Here is a 19,263-nt window from a genome sequence, read left to right as displayed (position 1 = left end):
GCCCTCCCGGCGTCCGTAGGGTGGGGGCGTGAGTGCGGATGAGAGCGGGCGCAGCAGCTCCGACGAGCCGTGGCCGGTGCGGGTCGTCAGCCAGAAGGTGGGCGCGTGGATCGCCCGGCTCGGCTGGGTGTGGGTCGACGGGCAGGTGGCGCAGATCAGCCGCCGCCCCGGGGCGAGCACGGTCTTCCTCACCCTGCGCGACCCGTCGGCCGACCTGAGCCTCACGGTCACCACCAACCGGGACGTCCTCGACGCCGGGGCCCCCGAGCTGCGCGAGGGCGCCCGGGTGGTGCTGCACGCCAAGCCCGAGTTCTACGCCGCCCGGGGCACGCTGAGCCTGCGCGCCGACGAGATCCGCCAGGTGGGCCTCGGCGAGCTGCTGGCCCGGCTGGAGAAGCTCAAGAAGCTGCTGGCCGCCGAGGGGCTGTTCGACCGGGCCCGCAAGCGCCGGCTGCCGTTCCTGCCGGGCCGGATCGGGCTGATCACCGGCCGCGCCTCGGCCGCCGAGCGGGACGTGCTGACCAACGCCCGGCGGCGCTGGCCGGCGGTCGAGTTCCGCACGGTCAACGTGGCCGTGCAGGGGCCGGGCGCGGTGCCGCAGATCGTCGACGCGCTGAAGGTGCTCGACGCCGACCCGACCGTCGACGTGATCGTCATCGCCCGGGGCGGCGGCGGCATCGAGGACCTGCTGCCATTCTCCGACGAGGCGCTGTGCCGGGCGGTCTTCGCCTGCCGTACGCCGGTGGTCAGCGCCATCGGCCACGAGACGGACGCGCCGCTGGTCGACTACGTCGCCGACGTGCGGGCCTCCACCCCGACGGACGCCGCGAAGCGGGTCGTGCCCGACCTGGCCGAGGAGCTGCGCCTGATCCGGCAGGCCCGGCAGCGGGTCGAACGCGCGGTCCGCAACCTGGTCGACCGGGAGGCGCACCGCCTCGACGGGCTGCGGTCCCGGCCGGTGCTGGCCCGGCCGCAGGTGATGGTGGAGCAGCGGGCCGCCGACGTGACCGCGCTGCGCCAGCGGGCGGGGCGCACCCTGCACCACCGGCTCGGCGCCGCCCAGGACGAGCTGCGGCACACCCTGGCCCGGCTGCGCGCCCTGTCCCCCGCCGCGACCCTGGAGCGGGGCTACGCGATCGTCCAGCGCGCCGACGGCCACGTGGTGCGGGCGGCCGGCGAGGTGGGCCGGGGCGATGCGCTGCGCGTCCGCCTCGCCGAGGGCGAGCTGGCCGCCACGGTCGACGGCTGAGCCGCGCGTGACCGCGGGGCGGGATGTGCTGGGATGGGACGGATGACTGACGAGAAGAACGCCGGGCCGGACGAGCGGCTCAGCTACGAGCAGGCCCGCGCCGAGCTGGCCACGGTGGTGGAACGGCTGGAGACGGGCGGCACCTCGCTGGAGGAGTCGCTGGCGTTGTGGGAGCGCGGCGAAAAGCTGGCCGAGGTCTGCCAGCACTGGCTCGACGGCGCGCGGGCCCGCATCGACGCGGCCCGGCGGCAGCCGGACGCCTGAGGCGGACGTGGCTGCGGGGCGGCGCTGCCGCCGCCCCGGCACACCCGTCAGTTGAACAGGTTGTACAGCTCCTTCGGGGCCTCGACGACCTGGTCGGCCGGCGGGCGCTGGGCGGCGGTCGCCGCGCCGTAGTCGGCGTACGTGATCCGGATGTCCTGGGCCTTGTTCTGCCCGGACGCCGGGATCTGCACGACCAGTTCGCTGAGCCGGCCCTGCGGGTCCAGCTTGGCGGTGAACGGCACGGACTGGGCCTGCTGCCCGAGCGCCTTGATCAGCTCGGCGTTCAGCGAGCCGGCCTCGGCGGCCTTCGTCACGTCGATGGTGCCCGCGTACGCGCCCTCACCGGTCTGCCGCACCTCGGTGACGCCCTGGGTCAGCACCTCGCTGCCCGCCGGGTCGACCTTCTCGAAGTCGAAGCCCAGGTTGCGGTTGCCCTTGATCCGGCTCTGGTCGAGGTGCTGGTACTTGCCGAGGTTGAGGCCCTGCACGCCGGGCAGCTTGGCCGCCTGGCCACCGAGGTCGAGCTTGACCCAGCTGTCGGGCTTGAGGTGCACCAGGTCGAGCTTCATCGAGACGTCCGAGGAGGCGTCGCCGATGCTCAGCTTGATCTGGGCGCTCTGGCTGGGCTGGTGCACCTGCCCCTCGGCGGTGGTGCCGACGCCGGTCATGGTGAACCGGAAGTTGCCGTTGCGGATCTCGTTCGTGGAGTTGAGCAGGGCCTGCTTGGCGTCGCCGGTGCCGGGCGAGGCGCTGCCGGGCGAGGCGCTGCCTGCCGCCGCGCTGCCGGAGACCGTGGGGGACGCGGAGGCCCCCGCCTCGCCGGTCCCGGTGCTGTTGCAGGCGGCCAGACCAGGAGTGAGCAGCGTCGCGGCGAAGACCGCCGCGCTGAAGCGTCGAATGGTCACGTGAACCTCTCCAAGTGGGTCGTCCGGCCCGCATGGGCGCCGGAGGGAACGCCTACTTCTGTTCCCTGTTGCCGGGTTCCGCAATCCCCGCGCGGTCCATCCGCCCCACCGTCCGCAGGTGAGAGGGTGGCGGACGCCGCCCTCTCACCTGCCCCGGATCAGTTCTTGAACATCTCGTAGAGCTGGTCGGAGGCCTCGACGACCTTGTCCGCCGGCGGCTGCTGCACAGCGGTGGCCGCACCGTAGTCGGCGTACGTGACCTTCAGTTCCTGCGCCTTGGCGGAGCCGGCGGCCGGCACCTTGACGAGGAACTCCGTGAGCCGCCCCTGCGCGTCGAGCTTCGCGGTGAACGGCACGGCGCTGGCCTTGTCCGCCATGCCCTTGACGATGTCGGCGTCGAGGACGTCCGAGTCGGTGACCTTGGTCGCGTCGAGGGTGCCCTCGTACGTGCCCTCGCCCGTCTTCTTGACGTCGGTGATCGCCTTGGTCAGCGCCTCGCTGCCGGCCGGGTCGACGTCGGCGAAGTCGAACTGGAGGTCCTTGGCGTCCTTGATCTTCGAGCGGTCGAGGTGCTGGTACTTGCCCTTGCGCTCCTTGGCCCCGGGGATCGCGTCGGCCATCGGGCCGGAGATGTCCAGCTTCACCCAGCTGTCGGTGTCGATGAACACGAAGTGCATGTCCATCGAGAAGTCCTCGGTGGCGGCGTCGCCACCGGTCATCTTCATCTCGGCGCTCTTCGACGGCATGTGCACCGTGCCGCTGCCGTTGAACTCGCCGCCGGTGATGGCGAAGGTGAAGTTGCCCTTGCTGAGCTCCTTGGTGGAGGCGAGCAGCGCCTCCTTGGGGTCGGCGGGCGCGGCCGGGGCGGCGGACGCCCCACCGGCAGCCGGCTCGGCGGCCGTCGAGTTGTTGCAGGCGGTCAGGGCGGGGACGAAAAGGGCGGCGGCGAGGACGCCGACGCTCCACCGTCGAATGATCACGTCGTTCTCTTTCCGAAAGGCTGCCCGGCCGTATCGCGCGGCCGGGGTCGAGCCGGGGCAGCCTAACGGAAAGGTCGGACGCTCGCCGTCCCCCGCCGGCCCCGCCCCCCACCCCGAGTTGGCCACTCTCCGTGATGCCTGCGATGTGGCCCGAGGTGAGCGGCCGAGCTGACTCCCCGTAGCGCCCCGCCGCCCCCGCCAGAAGCCGCACACCCCCTTTGCTCTGCACCCACACACGCAACACCTAGGAGAGCTGGCAAAACGCGCGACGGTCGGAACGGGAGCGACGGTACCCGCGTCGCGCTGCGTGCCCGTTGCGTATTCGGGTGCAGAGCAAAGGGGAGCGCGAGGCAGGTGGGTCGCCGAGCGGCGAGGGTCACGTTGTGCGACTCGCGCTCGATGGTGACGCGGACCAGGTCGAGCCGAGAGGGCCGCTGTCGTGGACCGAAGCGGCACGACACGGCGGACCAGGAGGGCCGCAGGCCGCGGGCCGCGGACGGTGCGGCACGGCACGGCGCACGGCGACGCGTGGCGCACGGCGGGCGGTACGGCGCAGCGCAGTCCGACGCAGCGCGGTGCGGCTCGGTGGCGCTGGCTAGCGCACCGCGTCGGCGAGCCGGCGCAGCTCGTTCTCCCGGGCGTCCCCGACGACGATCACCGTGCGGCCCGGTTCGAGCAGCACCAGGGCCTGCTCGTTGCCCCGGGCGGTGTACCGCTGCCAGTTGCGCCCGCCCACCTCGGTGGGGCCCTGGGGCTGCCCCTCGGCCGTCAGCTCGGCCGGGAGCAGCCGCTCCGGCGGCACGTTGCTCTGCACCAGCTGGGCGCCCCGCCCCTCCGGAGTCAGGTAGCCGATCCGCAGGCTGGACCCGCCCTCGACGGTGCGGTAGCTGGCGCTGACCGTCCGCCAGTCGGAGTCGAGCCCGGCCGGCTGGCTCACCGGGAACGCGTTGGCCGCCCGGGCCTGCTCCACGGCGGGGGCCGGGTCGACGGTGCTCGGCTGGTCACCGCCGAGGAAGCCCCGGTAGAAGGCGAGCAGCAGGGCGATCGGGACGAGCAGCACCAGCAGGGAGATCGCCATGTCCTTCGGCGACCGCTCGGACCGGGCCTTCTCCCGACCCGGCGGGCCCGGCGGCAACGGGCTCGGCGTCGACGGCGTAGTCGACGGCGTCGGCTCGGCGGGGCGGTGCTCGGCGGGCTGGGCGGGATCCACCCGGCCATTGTTCCAGCCCCGGGTCGCCCCGCCACGAACCGCCACCGCGCGAGTGACCGGGGTGATACGTCCCACCGCCCGGTTGCCGGGAAGCTGGCCACCAGCGCCCCGGCCCGACGATAGGTTGACCAACGTGTGAGGATCAGCGACAAAGCTGGCGGCGGCGACGGCCGCATGCCGCCGGTCGACCCCGCAACGTCGCGAGGAGGAGGCCGTCATGACGAGCACGAGGACGCGTACCCCCCAGGATCTCGACCGCAACCTCGCCCTCGACCTGGTCCGGGTCACCGAGGCCGCGGCGATGGCCGCCGGCCGGTGGGTCGGGCGGGGCGACAAGGAGGGCGGCGACGGGGCGGCCGTCGACGCCATGCGCAAGCTGATCAACTCGATCCCGATGCGGGGTGTCGTGGTGATCGGCGAGGGCGAGAAGGACAACGCGCCGATGCTCTTCAACGGCGAGGAGGTCGGCGACGGCACGGGCCCCGAGGTCGACGTCGCGGTCGACCCGATCGACGGCACCACCCTGATGAGCAAGGGCATGCCCAACGCGCTGGCCGTCCTCGCGGTGGCCGAGCGGGGGGCGATGTTCGACCCGAGCGCCGTGTTCTACATGGAGAAGCTGGCCGTCGGCCAGGAGTACGCCGACGTGGTCGACATCAACGCCGGGGTCGCCGAGAACCTGCGCCGGATCGCCAAGGTCAAGGGCACCGACGTGTCCGAGGTCACCGTCTGCGTGCTGGACCGGTCCCGCCACGACGACCTGGTCACCCAGATCCGCCGCACGGGGGCGGGCATCCGGTTCATCTCCGACGGTGACATCGCGGGCGCGATCGCCGCCGCCCGGGGCGAGTCGGACGTCGACGTGCTGATGGGCATCGGCGGCACCCCGGAGGGGATCACCGCCGCCTGCGCCCTGAAGTGCATGGGCGGCGTCATGCAGGCCAAGCTCTGGCCGCGCGACGCGCAGGAGCGGGAGAAGGCCCTGGCCGCCGGGCACGACCTGGACCGGGTGCTGTTCACCGACGACCTGGTCACCGGCGACAACTGCTTCTTCGTGGCGACCGGGGTCACCTCCGGCGACCTGCTGCGGGGCGTGAGCTACCGGGCCGGCGGGGCGTACACCCAGTCGATCGTCATGCGCTCGAAGAGCGGCACGATCCGGGTGATCGACTCGTACCACCGGCTGGAGAAGCTGGCGCTGTACTCGGCCGTCGACTTCGACGGCCGCCCTCTCGCCGAGCAGGAGTGATCGCCACCGGGACGCTGTCCCCGCCGACCCTGCCGGTCGCCCGCCGGATCACGGCCGTCGGGCTGGCCACCGCCTCCGGGGTCACCGTGGCCGTGCAGTCCCGGATCAACGGCGAGCTGGGCGTACGCCTGGCCGACGGGATCGCCGCCGCCGTGGTCTCGTTCGGCCTGGGCCTGCTGGTGCTGCTGGTGCTGGTGCCGGCCACCCCGGCCGGGCGGCGGGGCCTGGCCACGCTGCGGGCGGCGCTCGCGGGCGGCTCGCTGCGGCCGTGGGAGTGCCTCGGCGGCGCCTGCGGGGCGCTCTTCGTGGCCGCCCAGGGGCTGACCATCGGCGCGCTCGGCGTGGCGGTGTTCACCGTGGCGGCGGTCGCCGGGCAGTCCGGCAGCAGCCTGCTCGTCGACCGGGCGGGGCTCGGCCCCGCCGGCCGGCAGGCGGTCACGCCGAACCGTCTGGTGGGCGCGGCGCTGACCGTGCTGGCCGTGCTGCTGGCGGTCGGCGACCGGCTCGGCGACCCGGCCACGCTGGGCCTGGCGCTGCTGCCGCTGCTGGCCGGGGTGGGCCTCGCGTGGCAGCAGGCGGTGAACGGGCGGGTCCGGGTGGCCTCCGGCAGCGTCCTGGCCGCGACGCTGGTCAACTTCGCGGTCGGCACCGGGGTGCTGCTCGCCGCGTTCGTGGTGGAGATGGCCGTCCGGGGCCGCCCGGGCGGCGGCCTCCCGACCGAGCCGTGGCTCTACCTGGGCGGCCCGGTCGGCATCGTCTTCATCGCGGTCGCCGCCGCCGTCGTGCGCTTCACCGGGGTGCTGCTGCTCGGCCTCGCCACCATCGCCGGGCAGGTCGTCGGCGCGGCCCTGCTGGACGTGGTGCTGCCGACCACGGCGTCGCACCCGGGGGTGAACACGCTGCTGGGTGCCGCGCTCACCCTGTTCGCCGCGCTGCTTGCCGCCTTCGGGCCCCCGGCCCGCCGTTAAGGAAGGGCCCCCTGTTAACGCCTACGGTAGAGAAGGTCACCCTTCTCACCGCAGCTCCCGCTCAGCGCACCGGGCGACGAGGGCCGGGGGCGGCGCGCAGGGCGGCGACGGTCTGCGCGAGCGCGCTGCCCAGCGGGGTCGGCTCGATGCCGAGGGTCTCGGTGGCCGCGGTCGAGTCCATCAGGAAGGGCCGGTCGAACTGGTACGCCGTCTCGCGTAGCTCCCGCGCGAACGGGTTGGCCAGCCCGCCCAGCCACAGCGCCGGGTACGGCAGCCGGGTGAGCCTCGGGGCGGGGGCGCCGGCCAGGGCGGCGGCCCGCACGGCCAGCTCGCGGGCGGAGACGGCGGGCGGGCTGGGCACGTGCCAGGCCCGGCCCCAGGCGCGTTCGGCGGCGGCGGCCCGCACGAGGGTACGCGCGACGTCGTCGACGTACGTCCAGGTGTGCGGGGCGTCGAAGTCGACGGGCAGCACCGCCCGGCGTCCGTCGAGCACCGGGGGCAGCAGCATCATCGGCAGCGACAGCGCGCCGACGCCGAGGTAGTCGGAGCCGCGCACCTCGGTCACCCTGACCCGCCCCGCCCGGTGGGCGGCGACCGCCTCGGCCCACATCCGGTTGCGGACCTGCCCCTTCGTGCCGCCCGCCACCGTCGGGGTGTCCTCGGTCATCGGCCCGTCGACCGGCCCGTACCCGTAGAGGTTGCCGACCGTGGCGAGCACGGCCCCGGCGCGCCCGGCGGCGGTGAGCAGCGCGGCGGCCAGCGGCGGCCAGTCCGTCGGCCAACGGTGGTAGGCCGGGTTGGCGCAGTTGTAGAGCGCGACCGCGCCGTCGGCGAGGGCGGCGAGCCGGTCCGGGTCGGCGGCGTCGGCGGCGACCCGCTCGACGGCCGGGTGCTCCGGGCCGGTGCCGCGCCGGGTGACCACCCGGACCCGCTCGCCGGCGGCTGCCAGGAGGTGGGCGGTGGCGGCGCCGACGGGTCCGGCGCCGACGATCACATGCAGCGACATCACAGGTCACCCTTCAAATCGGGGGTACGAAACGAGAGCACTGCTCTCGATCTGGTGCACCCAGCATGACGCCGAACAGCCCGCACGTCAAGAGCGCTGCTCTCTAAGTTGATCCGCGCTCTCCCGCGTGGCAGAGTGGGGGCATGCCCGCCCCCTCGATCCGCGCCCGCGTACGCGCCGAGATGCTCGACGAGATCAAGGCCGTCGCCCGCCGCCACCTCGCCACCGACGGCGCCAACCTCAGCCTGCGCGCGGTCGCCCGGGACATGGGCATGGTCTCCTCGGCCCTCTACCGCTACTTCCCGAGCCGCGACGACCTGCTCACCGCGCTGATCGTCGAGGCGTACGACGCGTTGGGGGCGGCCGTGGAGGCGGCCGACGCGGGCGCGGACCGGCTCGACCCGCGCGGGCGCTGGCATGCCGCCTGCCGGGCGGCCCGGGACTGGGCCCTGGCCCGTCCCGCCGAGTACGCCCTGCTCTACGGCAGCCCGGTCCCCGGTTACGCCGCCCCGGCCGACACGCTCGGGCCGGCGATGCGCCCACCGGCCGTGCTGGTCGGCATCGTCCGCGACGGGCTGGCCGCCGGCCGCATCGCCGCCCCCGACCCCGGCGAGTTGCCCGAGCCGCTGCGGGCGGACCTCGCGGAGATCGCCGCCGCCCTCGCCCCGGGGCTGCCCGAGGCGCTGCTCGCCCGCTGCATGGCCGGCTGGACGCAGCTCTTCGGGCTGATCAGCTTCGAGCTGTTCGGCCGGATCGACCGCACCCTGCCGCACCGCGCCGAGTATTTCGCGCACCAGACCGACCTGATGGCCGACCTCCTCGGCCTCCCCCGCTGACGGGGGCGCGGTCAGGGGGCGTCGGAGGAGTGGCCCGGGAAGAGGTGGGCGGACGGGTCGATGGCGACGGCGGCGTTGTTGACCGCCGTCGCGGCCTCCCCGAAGCCCGTGGCGATGAGCCGCACCTTGCCCGGGTATTCGGTGATGTCCCCGGCGGCGAAGACCCGGGGGAGGTTCGTCGCCATCGCGCTGTCCACCAGGATGTGCCGGCGGTCCAGCCGCAGCCCCCACTCGGCGATCGGGCCGAGGTCGGCGGTGAAACCGAGGGCGGCCACCACCGTGTCCACGGGCAACGTCTCGGGCGCCGCCCCCTTCATGGTGATCTCCGCGCCGGTCACCGCGCTGTCGCCGTGCAGCCGGGTTACCTCGGCGTTGACGACGATCCGCACGGACGACCGCTGCACCCGGGCGATGGTGGCGGCGTGGGCGCGGAACCGCTCCCGCCGGTGCACCAGGGTCACCGAGCGGGCCAGCGGCTCCAGCGCCAGCGCCCAGTCGAACGCGGAGTCGCCGCCGCCGACGATCAGCACGTCCCGGTCGGCCAGGGCGGCCGGCTCCGGCACGAAGTAGACGATCCCCGTGCCGGTGAAGCTGTCGGCGACCGGCAGCGGGCGCGGGGTGAAGCTGCCCAGGCCGCCGGTGACGACCACCGCCCCGCAGGTGAGCTGCTCGCCACCGGCGAGGCCGAGCACCGGCTGCCCGTCGGTGTGCGACAGCTTCTCGGCCCGGGTGCCGAGCAGGTATCTCGGCTGGAACGGCGCGGCCTGGGCGACCAGGTTGGCCACCAGGTCCCGCCCCTTGACGGCCGGGAACCCGGCCACGTCGAGGATCAGCTTCTCCGGGTACATGGCGGTGATCTGGCCGCCGGCCTCCGGCAGCGCGTCGACCACGGCCACGGAGAGCCCCCGGAACCCGGCGTAGTACGCGGCGAAGAGCCCCGTCGGCCCCGCACCGATCACTGCGACATCGACCTCGGGCATGGCGTACCGTCGCTTTCCGCTCACGGATCAACGCGTGCTGATGCCGACGGTAGGCGCGCGCCGGGTCCGGATCAAGCACCATCTCACGCCGAGTGCGGCCCGGGCGTGGGCCTCGCGTGGGCCGGGCGTGGGCCGCGTGCGGCCCGGCGGGCGGGTGAGAAGGGTGCCCTTCTCTACCGCAGGCGTTAACAGGGGGCCCTTCCTTACGCCCGCAGCGTCGGGGAGCCCAGGTCGTACGGGTCGTCCTCGACCCGGCGGCGCCGGAAGAGGATCGCGGCGACCACGCCGCCGACCAGCCCGAACAGGTGGCCCTGCCAGGAGATCCGCTCGTCGGTGGGGAGGATGCCGAGCAGCTGCCAGCCGTAGAGCAGGCCGACCAGCAGCACGACGGCGAAGTTCCACCAGCTCCGCTCGACCACGCCGCGGGTGAGCAGGACGCCCAGGTAGCCGAAGATGACGCCGCTGGCCCCGACGACGACCGAGTTGGGTGAGCCGGTGAACCACACGCCCAGCCCGCTGACCAGCACGATGACCAGGGTGGACCACATGAACCGGCGGAAGCCGGCGGCGAGCACGAAGGTGCCGAGCAGGATCAGCGGCACGCTGTTGCTGTAGAGGTGGTTGAAGTCGGCGTGCAGGAACGGCGAGAAGAGCACCCCGTCGAGCCCGTCGATGTGGCGCGGGATGATGCCGCCGGCCAGGTCGAGGTCGATGCCGAGGCCGACGTCGAGGGCCTCCACCAGGAAGAGCACCGGCACGACGGCGCACATGGCGACGAAGGCGCGGCCGATCGAGGCGTAGAAGGCCTCGGTGCCGAAGCGTCGCGGGTCGCCGCCCGGGGGGCCGTCGTGCAGGGTCATGCCCAAACAGCTATCAGCAATCCCGCCCGGCCGCCACCCGGGCGGCGGGCCGTCGGCGGAAACGACGACGGCGGGGTGGGCGTCGGAAACGCGCCCACCCCGCCGTCGCGGTGCTCGGGAATGCGGTGCTCAGCGGATCAGTACCAGCCCTCGCTCTGCGACTGGCTCCACGCCGAGCACGGCGAGCTGTAGCGGCCCTTGATGTAGCCGAGGCCCCACTTGATCTGGGTGGCCGGGTTGGTCTCCCAGTCGTCGCCGACCGAGGCCATCTTGCTGCCCGGCACGGCCTGCGGGATGCCGTGCGCGCCGGACGAGGAGTTGTGGGCCTTGGGGTTCCAGCCGCTCTCCTTCGTCCAGAGCTTGTCCAGGCACGGGAACTGGTCGATGCCGAAGCCGGCGTCGATCATCAGCGCGCAGCCGATCTTGCGGTTGCCGCCGTACTCGCTGCACGAGGCGGGGATCGGGCCGTCGTACGGCTTGCCCGCCTTGGCGGCGGCCGCCTTCTCGGCGGCCTTCTTCGCCGCCGCCTCGCGCTCGCGCTTGCGGGACGCCGCCTCGGCCTCGCGGGCCCGCTCGGCAGCCTCCTTGGCCGCCGCGGCGGCCCGCTTCTCGGCCTGGTACTCGGCGGCCCGCGTCTCGGCGGAGACGATCCGGTGCTGGGCCTGCCGCTCGCGCTGGTAGTCGAACTCGGCCTGGTCCACCTGGAGGCCGACCTGCGCGGTCAGGCCCTGTTGCTGGATTTCGCGGTCTTCGCCCAGATAGAAGCCGCCGGCAACGCCCACGGAGAGCAGTGCGACGGCGGCGGTACGGGCACCGAACCGGCTCCACAGCCGACTCACGAAGTGGTCCCTTCGTCGGGGGCAAGGACACGGCGCGACCCTGGCCCGAGGAGGGACCCGGCCCGCGCCGTGAGCGCCCCGACCCTGCCGGTCGCAGCCGACGCACTCGCCCCCGCCGCTCCTCGCCGTCGGGTGCCCGACGAGAATGGACGATCTTGGCGGTGCGTGGACGCTCGATGGACACCATCGCGCACAGTGAGGCTGATGGGAAACCACCAGCCCCAATTGTGACCTGGGCCACAGGCAGAATCACGCTAAAGGGTGACTAGACAGGCATGATCTCGGTCAGAATGGGATCTCCTCCAACAGATCCGTCACCATCGCCGCGATCGGCGACCGCTCGGACCGGTTCAGCGTGACGTGCGCGAACAGGGGATGCCCCTTCAGGGTCTCGATCACCGCGGTCACGCCGTCGTGCCGGCCCACCCGCAGGTTGTCCCGCTGGGCGACGTCGTGGGTGAGCACCACCCGCGACCCCTGCCCGATCCGGGAGAGCACGGTGAGCAGGACGCCCCGCTCCAGCGACTGGGCCTCGTCCACGATGACGAAGGCGTCGTGCAGGCTGCGGCCCCGGATGTGGGTGAGCGGCAGGACCTCCAGGATCCCCCGCGCCATGACCTCCTCCAGCACGTTCTCGTGCACCACCGCGCCGAGGGTGTCGAAGACGGCCTGCGCCCAGGGCGACATCTTCTCCGTCTCGGAACCGGGGAGGTAACCCAGCTCCTGGCCGCCGACGGCGTACAGCGGGCGGAAGACGACCACCTTCTTGTGCCGGCGGCGCTCCATCACCGCCTCCAGGCCCGCGCACAGCGCCAGCGCCGACTTACCGGTGCCGGCCCGGCCGCCCAGCGAGACGATCCCGATCGACTCGTCCAGCAGCAGGTCGAGGGCGACCCGCTGCTCGGCCGAGCGGCCGTGCACGCCGAACGCCTCCCGGTCGCCCCGGACCAGCCGGACCGTCTTGTCGGGCAGCACCCGGCCGAGCGCGGAGCCGCGCCCGGAGTGCAGCACCAGGCCGGTGTGGCAGGGCAGCCCCGCCGCGCCGTCCAGGTCGAGGGTCTCGCCGGCGTAGAGCGCGGAGATCTCGTCGTCGCCCAGCGCCAGCTCGGCCATCCCCGTCCAGGTCGGGTCGCTGGCCTGGCCGTGCCGGTACTCGTCGGCGCGCAGCCCGACCGAGGCCGCCTTCACCCGCAGCGGCATGTCCTTGCTCACCAGGGTCACGTCCCGCCCCTCGGCGGCCAGGTTGAGCGCCACCGAGAGGATCCGGGCGTCGTTGGACTCGTTGCGGAAGCCGGGCGGCAGCACGCCGTCGTCGGTGTGGTTCAGCTCCACCCGCAGGGTGCCGCCGGCGTCGTTGGCGGGCACCGGCCGGTCCAGCCGGCCGTGGCGCACGCGCAGCTCGTCCAGCATGCGCAGGGACTGCCGGGCGAACCAGCCCAGCTCGGGGTGGTGCCGCTTGCCCTCCAGCTCGGAGATGACCACGAGGGGCAGGACCACCTCGTGCTCGGCGAACCGGTGGAAGGCCGCCGGGTCCGAGAGCAGGACCGACGTGTCCAGGACGAACGCCTGGCCGGCTGGTCGGGGCTCCTCGGGCTCGACCGGGGTCGCCGCGCGGCGGCTCCGGGTGGCACGGCGGGTCGTGGCAGTCGCGGCCGGGGTCTGGTCGGCACCGGCGGGGGTACGGCGAGTCGTCACAGGCCTGCTCCGGCGAATGGGCACCCGGCCATCCGCGTTCCGCCTCGTCCGGTGCCCGGGGACACGGGGTCGGATGCGGGCCCCGTGCGCGAGGTCGCAGATCCGGGCTGGCCGGCTGGCCCGGGGGGAATCCCGCGCCATGACTAGACGCTAGCCGCGCCACGGCGTCCCGGCTAGGGGTTGACCCGTGGATCTCGGGAGTCGGACCGGTGAACAGGCACGGCGGACCGGCCGGGATGCATGCCCCCTGCGCGCATCCCGGCCGGTGGGACCACCGTCACCGGTCTGACGTGGCCCCGGCGGTGCGCGTCCGCCGCGGACGTCGCACCGGGTTCGTCGGCCGGCTCAGTTCTGCCACCGGACCAGGACGGCGGGGTGCCGGCCGCCGACCGCCGCCGTGGTCCCGGCCGTCGCCCGGACGGCGGCGGTCGCCGTGGTGGCGACCGCGACGGCACCGGCCGGGCGCGCCGGCGGGCCGGGGACGGGCGCCGCGGAGACGGCGGGCGCGGCGGAGGCGGCGAAGGCGGAGCCGGTGTACGTGGTGCCCTGCCGCGCGGTCGGGCCACGCCGGACGGCCGGCGGAGGGCCGGCGAGGGCCGAGGCGATGGCGGCCTGGGCCTCCCGGCGGCGGCGGTTCCAGGCGCCCCGGTCGCCGTCGAAGTAGCCCTGCCGGTAGCCGAACCGGTAGCCGATGCGGTAGCTGAGCTGGCCGTGCAGCCGCCCGGCGGCGTAGCTGGCCGAGCCGAGGACGAGGACGAGGACGACCGCGACGAAGGGGCTCACCGCTCCTCCGGTCCGGTGCCGGTAGGGCCGGCCCCGGGGTTGGTGGGGCCGGCTCCAGGGCCGGCGGGGTCGACTCCGGGGTCGGCGGGGTCGGCGGGGTCGGCGACCAGGAGCCGCTCCAGGTCGTCCGTGCTGACCTCCTCGACCAGCTCGACGCTGATCCGGCAGCCGTCGAGCACGAGCTCGGCGACGGAGCAGCGGCGGATCTCGCCGCCGGCGTCGTAGACCCGGACGCTGAGCTCCGGGCAGTTGAGGTGGGTCCGCCAGGCGTCCCACTCCGCCCGGTCGCCCACGTTGAGCGACAGGTAGCGGCAGCCGCGGGCGAGGTAGAGCCGCCAGGGGGCGCTCAGCCCCGCGGCAACTCCCTCCGCGACCAGGCCGAACGCCTGCTCACGGGTGGCGAGTTCGGTCACCGCGCCCCCCTGAGGACGGGGAAGGGACGCAGGCGAGCACCAGTCGTCTCGTGCACGTGACACACGGTAAACTGTCCCATGAACGTGACAGTATCAGCTTTTCGTCCGATTACCCCGCCACTGACGTGCTCCTATCCTGCGCAGGTGATACGCCTTGAAATCGCCCTCACGAAGGGCCGCGAACGGCCAGATACGCGTGTCTCATTCACGTGACATAGGCGTGCCCGGCGTCCCCAGTGGATCCGGCTGGCCGTACCGTCACGGGGTGACCGAGAGCGCTCACGCCAGGAAGATCGCCTTCGCCGCCTTCGTCCGCCGGGCCCTCGACGACGCCCGGGCCATGCGCGCCTGGAGCGGCACCGAGGTCTCCCGGCGCACCGGGGTCTCCCGGCAGACCATCAACCGCTGGGTGCGTGGCGACTGGGCCAGCGACCCCGAGGCCGAACGGGTGGTCGCGTTCTGCGAGGGGCTCGGCCTCAACCCGACGGCCGCCTTCGCGGCCCTGGGCTGGGAGCGCGCCGCCACCCCACGGGCGGCCACCGCACCGCCCCCGATGGACCCGGACGTCGAGGCGCTGCTGCGCCGGCTGGTCGACCCCAACGTCTCCGACGCGGAGAAGTTCCACATCCGAGAAACCATTAGATACCTCGCGTATCGCCCAAGTCTCCCGGTAGATGTCCGAAAAAGGGGTAATCGGGCGGGCTAGTTCCTCAGATGGCGAAAGAACGGCAAGCCGTACCCAATCGTTTCGCTCCGGGGCCGGAACGGGCACGCTAGCGTCCTATCCGTACTGCTTGGGCTCGTCGTCGGCGGGGGGACGGGACAAGGCCGAACCCAGCCCTGCGGGACAGAAGGAGGGGTCTGTCGATGACCCTGAAGTGGTTCGCAGTCGTGGTCGCGGCGGTGGCGCTGACCTCGGCCGTGACCGGCAACGTGGTGATCGGCGTGGTCGGCGACGGGGAGCTTCCCGTGGTCGCCAACCTCCTCGCCCTCACCACCGCCGGCACCGCGGTCGTCCTGGCCGTCGTCGCCGAGCTGCACGAACGGCTCAACGACCGGATCAGCGCGCTCACCGAGTTCCTGGTGGCCCGGCTCACCGAGATCGAGACGCGCACCGGCGACCGCAACGCCGGCTTCGTGGAGGGCTACCTGCTCAGCCACGGCCAGGACGCCGAGGTCCTGCCGTTCGGGCGCCGGGGCCGGGGGGCCGCCGAACGCTGACCTGTTCCTGGCCGTAGCGCCTCGTCTCGACCACGAATGAGTGGCCCGCGCCGGGGTACGCTGTCGCGCGTGCCGCCGTTGAATCTGGGCAACCAGCAGCCGAAGACCCCGCTGGACGCCGACCAGGCCTGGCAGGCAACCGCCGGCCGGGCGTCCGACACCGTCCTCTTCTTCGACTTCGACGGCACACTCGCGCCCGTCGACGACGACCCGACCGCCGTGCAGCCCGCGCCGAAGGTGCTGGCCGCGATCGAGGCCCTCGCGCCGCTGGTGCGCCGGGTCGCCATCGTCTCCGCCCGCCCCGTGGAGTTCCTCCGCGACCACCTCGGCGGGCTGGCCGGCATCGACCTCTACGGCCTCTACGGCCTGGAGCACAGCCACTCCGGCGGCGAGACCGTCACCGAGCCCGCGGCGCTGCCCTGGGTGCCGACGATGCAGGAGCTGGCCGACCTCGCCCGCGCCGAGCTGCCGCCCGGCGCGCTGGTGGAGTTCAAGCGGCTCTCCGTGGCACTGCACTGGCGCACCGCCCCCCAGCTCCGCGAGATCGTGGAGGAGTGGGGGCAGGCCCAGGCCGAGCGGCTCGGGCTGCGCGTGCAGGCCGGCCGGATGGTGCTGGAGATCAAGCCCCCGGTCGACCGCGACAAGGGCATGGTGATCGGCGAGGTGGTCCGGGACGCCGGCGGGGCCTGGTATTTCGGCGACGACGTCTCCGACATCAAGGCGTTCGCGGCGCTGCGCGCCCGCGCCGCGGCGGACCCGGACTTCCTCGGGGTCTGCGTGGCCGTGGCCAACCCGGAGACCGGCCACGAGGTCGCCGAGGCCGCCGACCTGACGATCGACTCCCCCGCCGCCCTCGGCGACTTCCTCACCGAGGCCCTGCCGCGCCTGCGGTGAGCCCGGCCCCGCCCGGCCGCCGCCCGGTCGGGCTCGGGGCCGGGCGGGTCAGACGCCGAAGCGGCGCTGCCGGTTGGCGTACGAGCGCAGGGCGCGCAGGAAGTCGACCCGGCGGAAGTCGGGCCAGTTCAGCTCGCAGAAGTAGAACTCCGAGTGGGCCGACTGCCAGAGCATGAAGCCCGACAGGCGCTGCTCGCCGCTGGTCCGGATGATCAGATCCGGGTCCGGCAGGCCCCGGGTGTAGAGGTGCTCGGAGATGTGGTCGACGTCGAGGGTCTCGGCCAGCTCCTCCAGCGTGCCGCCGGCCGCCGCGTGCTCGTGCAGCAACGAGCGGACCGCGTCGGCGATCTCGCGCCGGCCGCCGTACCCGACGGCGATGTTGACCTGCGCGCCGCCGGTGCGCTGCCGGGTGCGTTCCTCGGCGGCCTTGAGCGCCGCCGCGTGGTGCGCCGGGAGCACGTCGAGCGCGCCGACCATGCGCAGCCGCCAGGGGTTGCCCTCCTCGGCCAGCTCGGTCGACAGATCCTCGATGATCTGCAGCAGCGGGTCCAGCTCCTCCGCCGGGCGGGACAGGTTGTCCGTCGACAGCAGCCACAGCGTCACGTGCCCGACGCCGGCGGCGTCGCACCAGCGCAGCAGCTCCTTGATCCGCTCCGCGCCCATGCGGTGCCCGTCGTTGGGGTCGACGAAGCCCATCTCCCGCGCCCAGCGACGGTTGCCGTCGCACATGACGCCCACGTGCCGGGGCACCGGCTTGCCCGCGAGCGTGGCCGTCAGCCGCCGCTCGTACACGGAGTAGAGGAGATTCCGCAGAGTCATCACTTGCAGAGTAGCGACCCCGCGCGCGCTTCAACCCTTCGGTGGCCGATGCCGCGCCGAGAGACCGACACCGATCATCGCGAGGGTCCGCGCGTCCAGCCGGCCGTCGCCGAGGCCCAACTCGACGACGGTGCCGAAGACCCGCTCGTCGCGCCGGGCCGCCCGCACCGCCGCGTCGACGACCCACCGGCGGCGGGCGAGCCAGGCCGCGGCCGAGCTGTGCCGCAGGTGCACGCCGAGGCGGCGGCGCAGCGCGGCGACGTAGTCGCGGGCGGCGTGGGCGGGGTCGCCGGCCGCCGCCGCGCCGGCCAGCGCGCCGGAGAGCAGCGCGTAGAAGATCCCCTCCCCGGTGAACGGGTTGATCAACGACAGGGCGTCCCCGGCGAGCAGCAGCCGCCCCCGGCCGGGCGGCGGGCGGTGCGTGGACAGCGGCAGGTGGTGGGCGCGCAGCCCGGTCACCGTCGCCGGGTCGACGTCGGGCAGCAGCGCGGCCAGCCGGTCCAGCAGGTGCGCCCGGCTCAGCGGCTCGCCGCGCAGCACCTCCCCGTACCCGACGTTCGCCCGCCCGTCGCCGATCGGGAACGACCAGGCGTACGCCGGCCAGCGTGGGCCGGAGGTGACGATGAGCTGCTCGGGCGGGCCGGGGCGGGCCGGCGCGTACCCCCGGATCGCCAGGGCCAGGTGGCGGTCCGGGTTCACCGGGTGGCCGAGCGCCCGCCGCACGACCGACGACGCGCCGTCCGCCCCGACCACGGCCCGCGCGGCGATCTCGCCGTCGAGCACCACCCGCCCGCCGCGCGGCTCGACCCGCCGCACGGCGTGCCGGCGCAGCTCCGCGCCGGCCGCGACCGCCGCCGCCACCAGCCGGGCGTCGAACACCTCCCGGGGCACCGTGTACGCCGGCCGGGGCAGCGCCCGCGCCACCGCGTCCCCGCCGGGGCCGACCAGCCGGATCCGGGGCAGCGGCGTGTACCCGTCGACCGCCCCGGTGACGCCCAGCCGGGCGAGGACGTCCACCGCGTGCGCGGCGACGCCGTCCCCGCACGCCTTGTCCCGGGGGAAGTCGGCCCGGTCCAGCAGCAGCACCCGGGCACCCGCCCGGCGGGCGGCCAGCGCGGCTGCCGCACCGGCGGGACCCGCCCCGACCACCGCCACGTCGTACTCGTCGCTCATGGCGCCTCCCCTGTCCCCGGGCGGCTCACCCCCGGCGTCGGCGTGGCCTCCGCCCGGCGGGCGCGCCACAACCCGTACAACGCCAGGACGGCGGCGGCGAGCAACGGGGCGCCGTCGCGGACCAGGCCGTCGACGCCGAGCAGCCACCAGCACAGCGGCAGGTCCACGGCGAGCACGCCGAGGGTGACCGCCACCAGCAGGCGGCGGGCCCAGCGCCGGCCGCGCAGCAGGAAGGCGGTGCAGAACAGCACGACGTAGCTGACCGCGATGCCGGCGGCGAACCAGAACAGCACGGCGGGTCCGGCGGCCGGCCGGCCGTCGAACACGACGCCGACGGCCACCAGGGCCGGGACGAGCATCAGCGGGCTGTACGTGAACGCGGCGGCCCGGCTGGTGAGCAGCCAGCCGGTGACCGGGGGCCGCTTCGGGGCGACCTCCCGCCAGGCGATCGTCCCGCCCTCGACGACGAGACCCTTCCGGTGCCGGACGAGGTGGCCGGCGACGGCGTCGGAGCGGTACAGCAGCCAGACCACGGCCACGCAGAGCGCGGTGAGCAGGGCGAAGCCGAGCAGCCCCGGCAACGGCGGCACGCCCTGCCTCGGCACGACCAGCCGGCCGACGGCGAAGACGGTGGTGACGGCGAGGATCAGCCCGAACGGCCGGGCCAGGGCTCGGCCCCGGCGCACGTGCCCGATCAGCAGCAGGAAGCCCAGCGAGCGCAGCATCGCCCAACCGGTGCGCACGGCCAGCCCGAAGCCCTGCTCCGGGGCGTACCACCAGTTGAGCAGCTCGACCACGACGGTGGCCGCCGCCGTGACGGCCAGCAGGGTGGTCAGGGCCCGGACGGCGGACGGCCGCCGGACCTCGGTGGTCGCGGCGGCCGTCCTCATGGCATCCGATGGTGCCCGGTGCGGGCAAG

The 19,263-nt window shown here is 74.2% G+C and carries 19 protein-coding genes and 2 pseudogenes; 8 read left to right on the top strand and 13 right to left on the bottom strand.

Going from position 1 to position 19,263, the window contains the following annotated elements; genetic code table 11:
• The first annotated feature begins 28 nt into the window (after window positions 1–28).
• Both xseA and GA0070558_RS13220 read left to right on the top strand, forming a co-directional pair.
• Window positions 29–1,249 (top strand): exodeoxyribonuclease VII large subunit, encoded by a 1,221-nt coding sequence (xseA, locus tag GA0070558_RS13225; RefSeq protein WP_091279177.1) that lies wholly within the window; start codon window positions 29–31, stop codon window positions 1,247–1,249.
• Window positions 1,250–1,291: 42 nt separating this feature from the next.
• Window positions 1,292–1,513 (top strand): exodeoxyribonuclease VII small subunit, encoded by a 222-nt coding sequence (locus GA0070558_RS13220; RefSeq protein WP_043961904.1) that lies wholly within the window; start codon window positions 1,292–1,294, stop codon window positions 1,511–1,513.
• Between the two features lie 47 nt (window positions 1,514–1,560).
• On the opposite strand, the gene GA0070558_RS13215 is transcribed toward GA0070558_RS13220, so the two are convergent.
• The 3 genes from GA0070558_RS13215 to GA0070558_RS13205 all read right to left on the bottom strand — a co-directional run bounded on the left by GA0070558_RS13215 (window position 1,561) and on the right by GA0070558_RS13205 (window position 4,653).
• On the bottom strand, window positions 1,561–2,418 hold the full coding sequence (locus GA0070558_RS13215; protein WP_043961903.1) for a hypothetical protein: 858 nt from the start codon (window positions 2,416–2,418) through the stop codon (window positions 1,561–1,563).
• A gap of 158 nt (window positions 2,419–2,576) precedes the next feature.
• Complete coding sequence (locus GA0070558_RS13210; protein WP_077936155.1) at window positions 2,577–3,398, bottom strand: hypothetical protein; 822 nt, start codon at window positions 3,396–3,398, stop codon at window positions 2,577–2,579.
• A gap of 595 nt (window positions 3,399–3,993) precedes the next feature.
• Window positions 3,994–4,653 carry a DUF4245 domain-containing protein gene (locus GA0070558_RS13205; protein ID WP_439709593.1) on the bottom strand — a complete coding sequence of 220 codons (660 nt, stop codon included), beginning with the start codon at window positions 4,651–4,653 and terminating at the stop codon, window positions 3,994–3,996.
• Between the two features lie 172 nt (window positions 4,654–4,825).
• Between GA0070558_RS13205 and glpX the strand changes: the two genes are divergently transcribed.
• Both glpX and GA0070558_RS13195 read left to right on the top strand, forming a co-directional pair.
• The gene (gene glpX / locus GA0070558_RS13200) at window positions 4,826–5,857 is read left to right on the top strand and encodes a class II fructose-bisphosphatase (protein ID WP_043961901.1); all 1,032 of its coding nucleotides are present in this window, start codon (window positions 4,826–4,828) and stop codon (window positions 5,855–5,857) included.
• On the top strand, window positions 5,854–6,825 hold the full coding sequence (locus tag GA0070558_RS13195) for a DMT family transporter (protein ID WP_091279171.1): 972 nt from the start codon (window positions 5,854–5,856) through the stop codon (window positions 6,823–6,825). Before glpX ends, GA0070558_RS13195 begins: the two co-directional genes overlap by 4 nt.
• 61 nt (window positions 6,826–6,886) lie before the next feature.
• Here the strand turns inward: GA0070558_RS13195 and GA0070558_RS13190 are convergent, their stop codons facing one another.
• Window positions 6,887–7,831, bottom strand: coding sequence for an NAD-dependent epimerase/dehydratase family protein (locus GA0070558_RS13190; protein WP_091279169.1), 945 nt, complete (start codon window positions 7,829–7,831; stop codon window positions 6,887–6,889).
• A gap of 143 nt (window positions 7,832–7,974) precedes the next feature.
• Between GA0070558_RS13190 and GA0070558_RS13185 the strand changes: the two genes are divergently transcribed.
• Window positions 7,975–8,667 (top strand): TetR/AcrR family transcriptional regulator, encoded by a 693-nt coding sequence (locus GA0070558_RS13185; protein WP_091279166.1) that lies wholly within the window; start codon window positions 7,975–7,977, stop codon window positions 8,665–8,667.
• Between the two features lie 11 nt (window positions 8,668–8,678).
• On the opposite strand, the gene GA0070558_RS13180 is transcribed toward GA0070558_RS13185, so the two are convergent.
• The 6 genes and pseudogenes from GA0070558_RS13180 to GA0070558_RS13155 form a co-directional block, all read right to left on the bottom strand.
• Window positions 8,679–9,647 carry an NAD(P)/FAD-dependent oxidoreductase gene (locus GA0070558_RS13180; RefSeq protein WP_091279162.1) on the bottom strand — a complete coding sequence of 323 codons (969 nt, stop codon included), beginning with the start codon at window positions 9,645–9,647 and terminating at the stop codon, window positions 8,679–8,681.
• Window positions 9,648–9,850: 203 nt separating this feature from the next.
• Window positions 9,851–10,507 (bottom strand): rhomboid family intramembrane serine protease, encoded by a 657-nt coding sequence (locus GA0070558_RS13175; RefSeq protein ID WP_043961897.1) that lies wholly within the window; start codon window positions 10,505–10,507, stop codon window positions 9,851–9,853.
• Between the two features lie 137 nt (window positions 10,508–10,644).
• Window positions 10,645–11,346 (bottom strand): aggregation-promoting factor C-terminal-like domain-containing protein, encoded by a 702-nt coding sequence (locus tag GA0070558_RS13170; protein WP_091279158.1) that lies wholly within the window; start codon window positions 11,344–11,346, stop codon window positions 10,645–10,647.
• 285 nt (window positions 11,347–11,631) lie between these two features.
• Window positions 11,632–13,041 (bottom strand): RNA 5'-3' helicase PhoH2, encoded by a 1,410-nt coding sequence (gene phoH2 / locus GA0070558_RS13165; RefSeq protein ID WP_077936148.1) that lies wholly within the window; start codon window positions 13,039–13,041, stop codon window positions 11,632–11,634.
• Window positions 13,042–13,497: 456 nt separating this feature from the next.
• Window positions 13,498–13,824, bottom strand: a pseudogene (locus GA0070558_RS13160) (hypothetical protein); the annotation flags it as partial.
• An 80-nt stretch (window positions 13,825–13,904) separates the two neighbouring features.
• A pseudogene (locus tag GA0070558_RS13155) lies at window positions 13,905–14,237 on the bottom strand (hypothetical protein); the annotation flags it as partial.
• 265 nt (window positions 14,238–14,502) lie between these two features.
• On the opposite strand from GA0070558_RS13155, the gene GA0070558_RS13150 reads away from it, so the two are divergent.
• The 3 genes from GA0070558_RS13150 (at window position 14,503) to otsB (ending at window position 16,352) form a co-directional block, all read left to right on the top strand.
• On the top strand, window positions 14,503–14,943 hold the full coding sequence (locus tag GA0070558_RS13150) for a helix-turn-helix domain-containing protein (protein ID WP_043961893.1): 441 nt from the start codon (window positions 14,503–14,505) through the stop codon (window positions 14,941–14,943).
• 161 nt (window positions 14,944–15,104) lie between these two features.
• Window positions 15,105–15,458, top strand: a complete 354-nt coding sequence (locus GA0070558_RS13145; protein WP_043961892.1) for a hypothetical protein — start codon at window positions 15,105–15,107, stop codon at window positions 15,456–15,458.
• A gap of 69 nt (window positions 15,459–15,527) precedes the next feature.
• Window positions 15,528–16,352, top strand: a complete 825-nt coding sequence (gene otsB, locus GA0070558_RS13140) for a trehalose-phosphatase (protein WP_091279152.1) — start codon at window positions 15,528–15,530, stop codon at window positions 16,350–16,352.
• Window positions 16,353–16,400: 48 nt separating this feature from the next.
• On the opposite strand, the gene GA0070558_RS13135 is transcribed toward otsB, so the two are convergent.
• Genes GA0070558_RS13135 through GA0070558_RS13125 form a run of 3 tightly spaced genes read right to left on the bottom strand, consistent with a single transcriptional unit; the run spans window position 16,401 to window position 19,234 of the window.
• Entirely contained in the window at window positions 16,401–17,171 is a 771-nt protein-coding gene (locus tag GA0070558_RS13135) for an isoprenyl transferase (protein WP_043961890.1), read from the bottom strand.
• Between the two features lie 30 nt (window positions 17,172–17,201).
• Window positions 17,202–18,344: a geranylgeranyl reductase family protein gene (locus tag GA0070558_RS13130; RefSeq protein ID WP_091279341.1), complete on the bottom strand. Its 1,143-nt coding sequence runs from the start codon at window positions 18,342–18,344 to the stop codon at window positions 17,202–17,204.
• Window positions 18,341–19,234 (bottom strand): hypothetical protein, encoded by an 894-nt coding sequence (locus tag GA0070558_RS13125; RefSeq protein WP_091279149.1) that lies wholly within the window; start codon window positions 19,232–19,234, stop codon window positions 18,341–18,343. Before GA0070558_RS13125 ends, GA0070558_RS13130 begins: the two co-directional genes overlap by 4 nt.
• Window positions 19,235–19,263 lie beyond the last annotated feature (29 nt).

Source organism: Micromonospora haikouensis (assembly GCF_900091595.1).
GTDB lineage: Bacteria > Actinomycetota > Actinomycetes > Mycobacteriales > Micromonosporaceae > Micromonospora > Micromonospora haikouensis.
The sequence above is the reverse complement of the archived record's forward strand: the minus strand, read 5'-3'. Positions and strand labels throughout refer to the sequence as shown.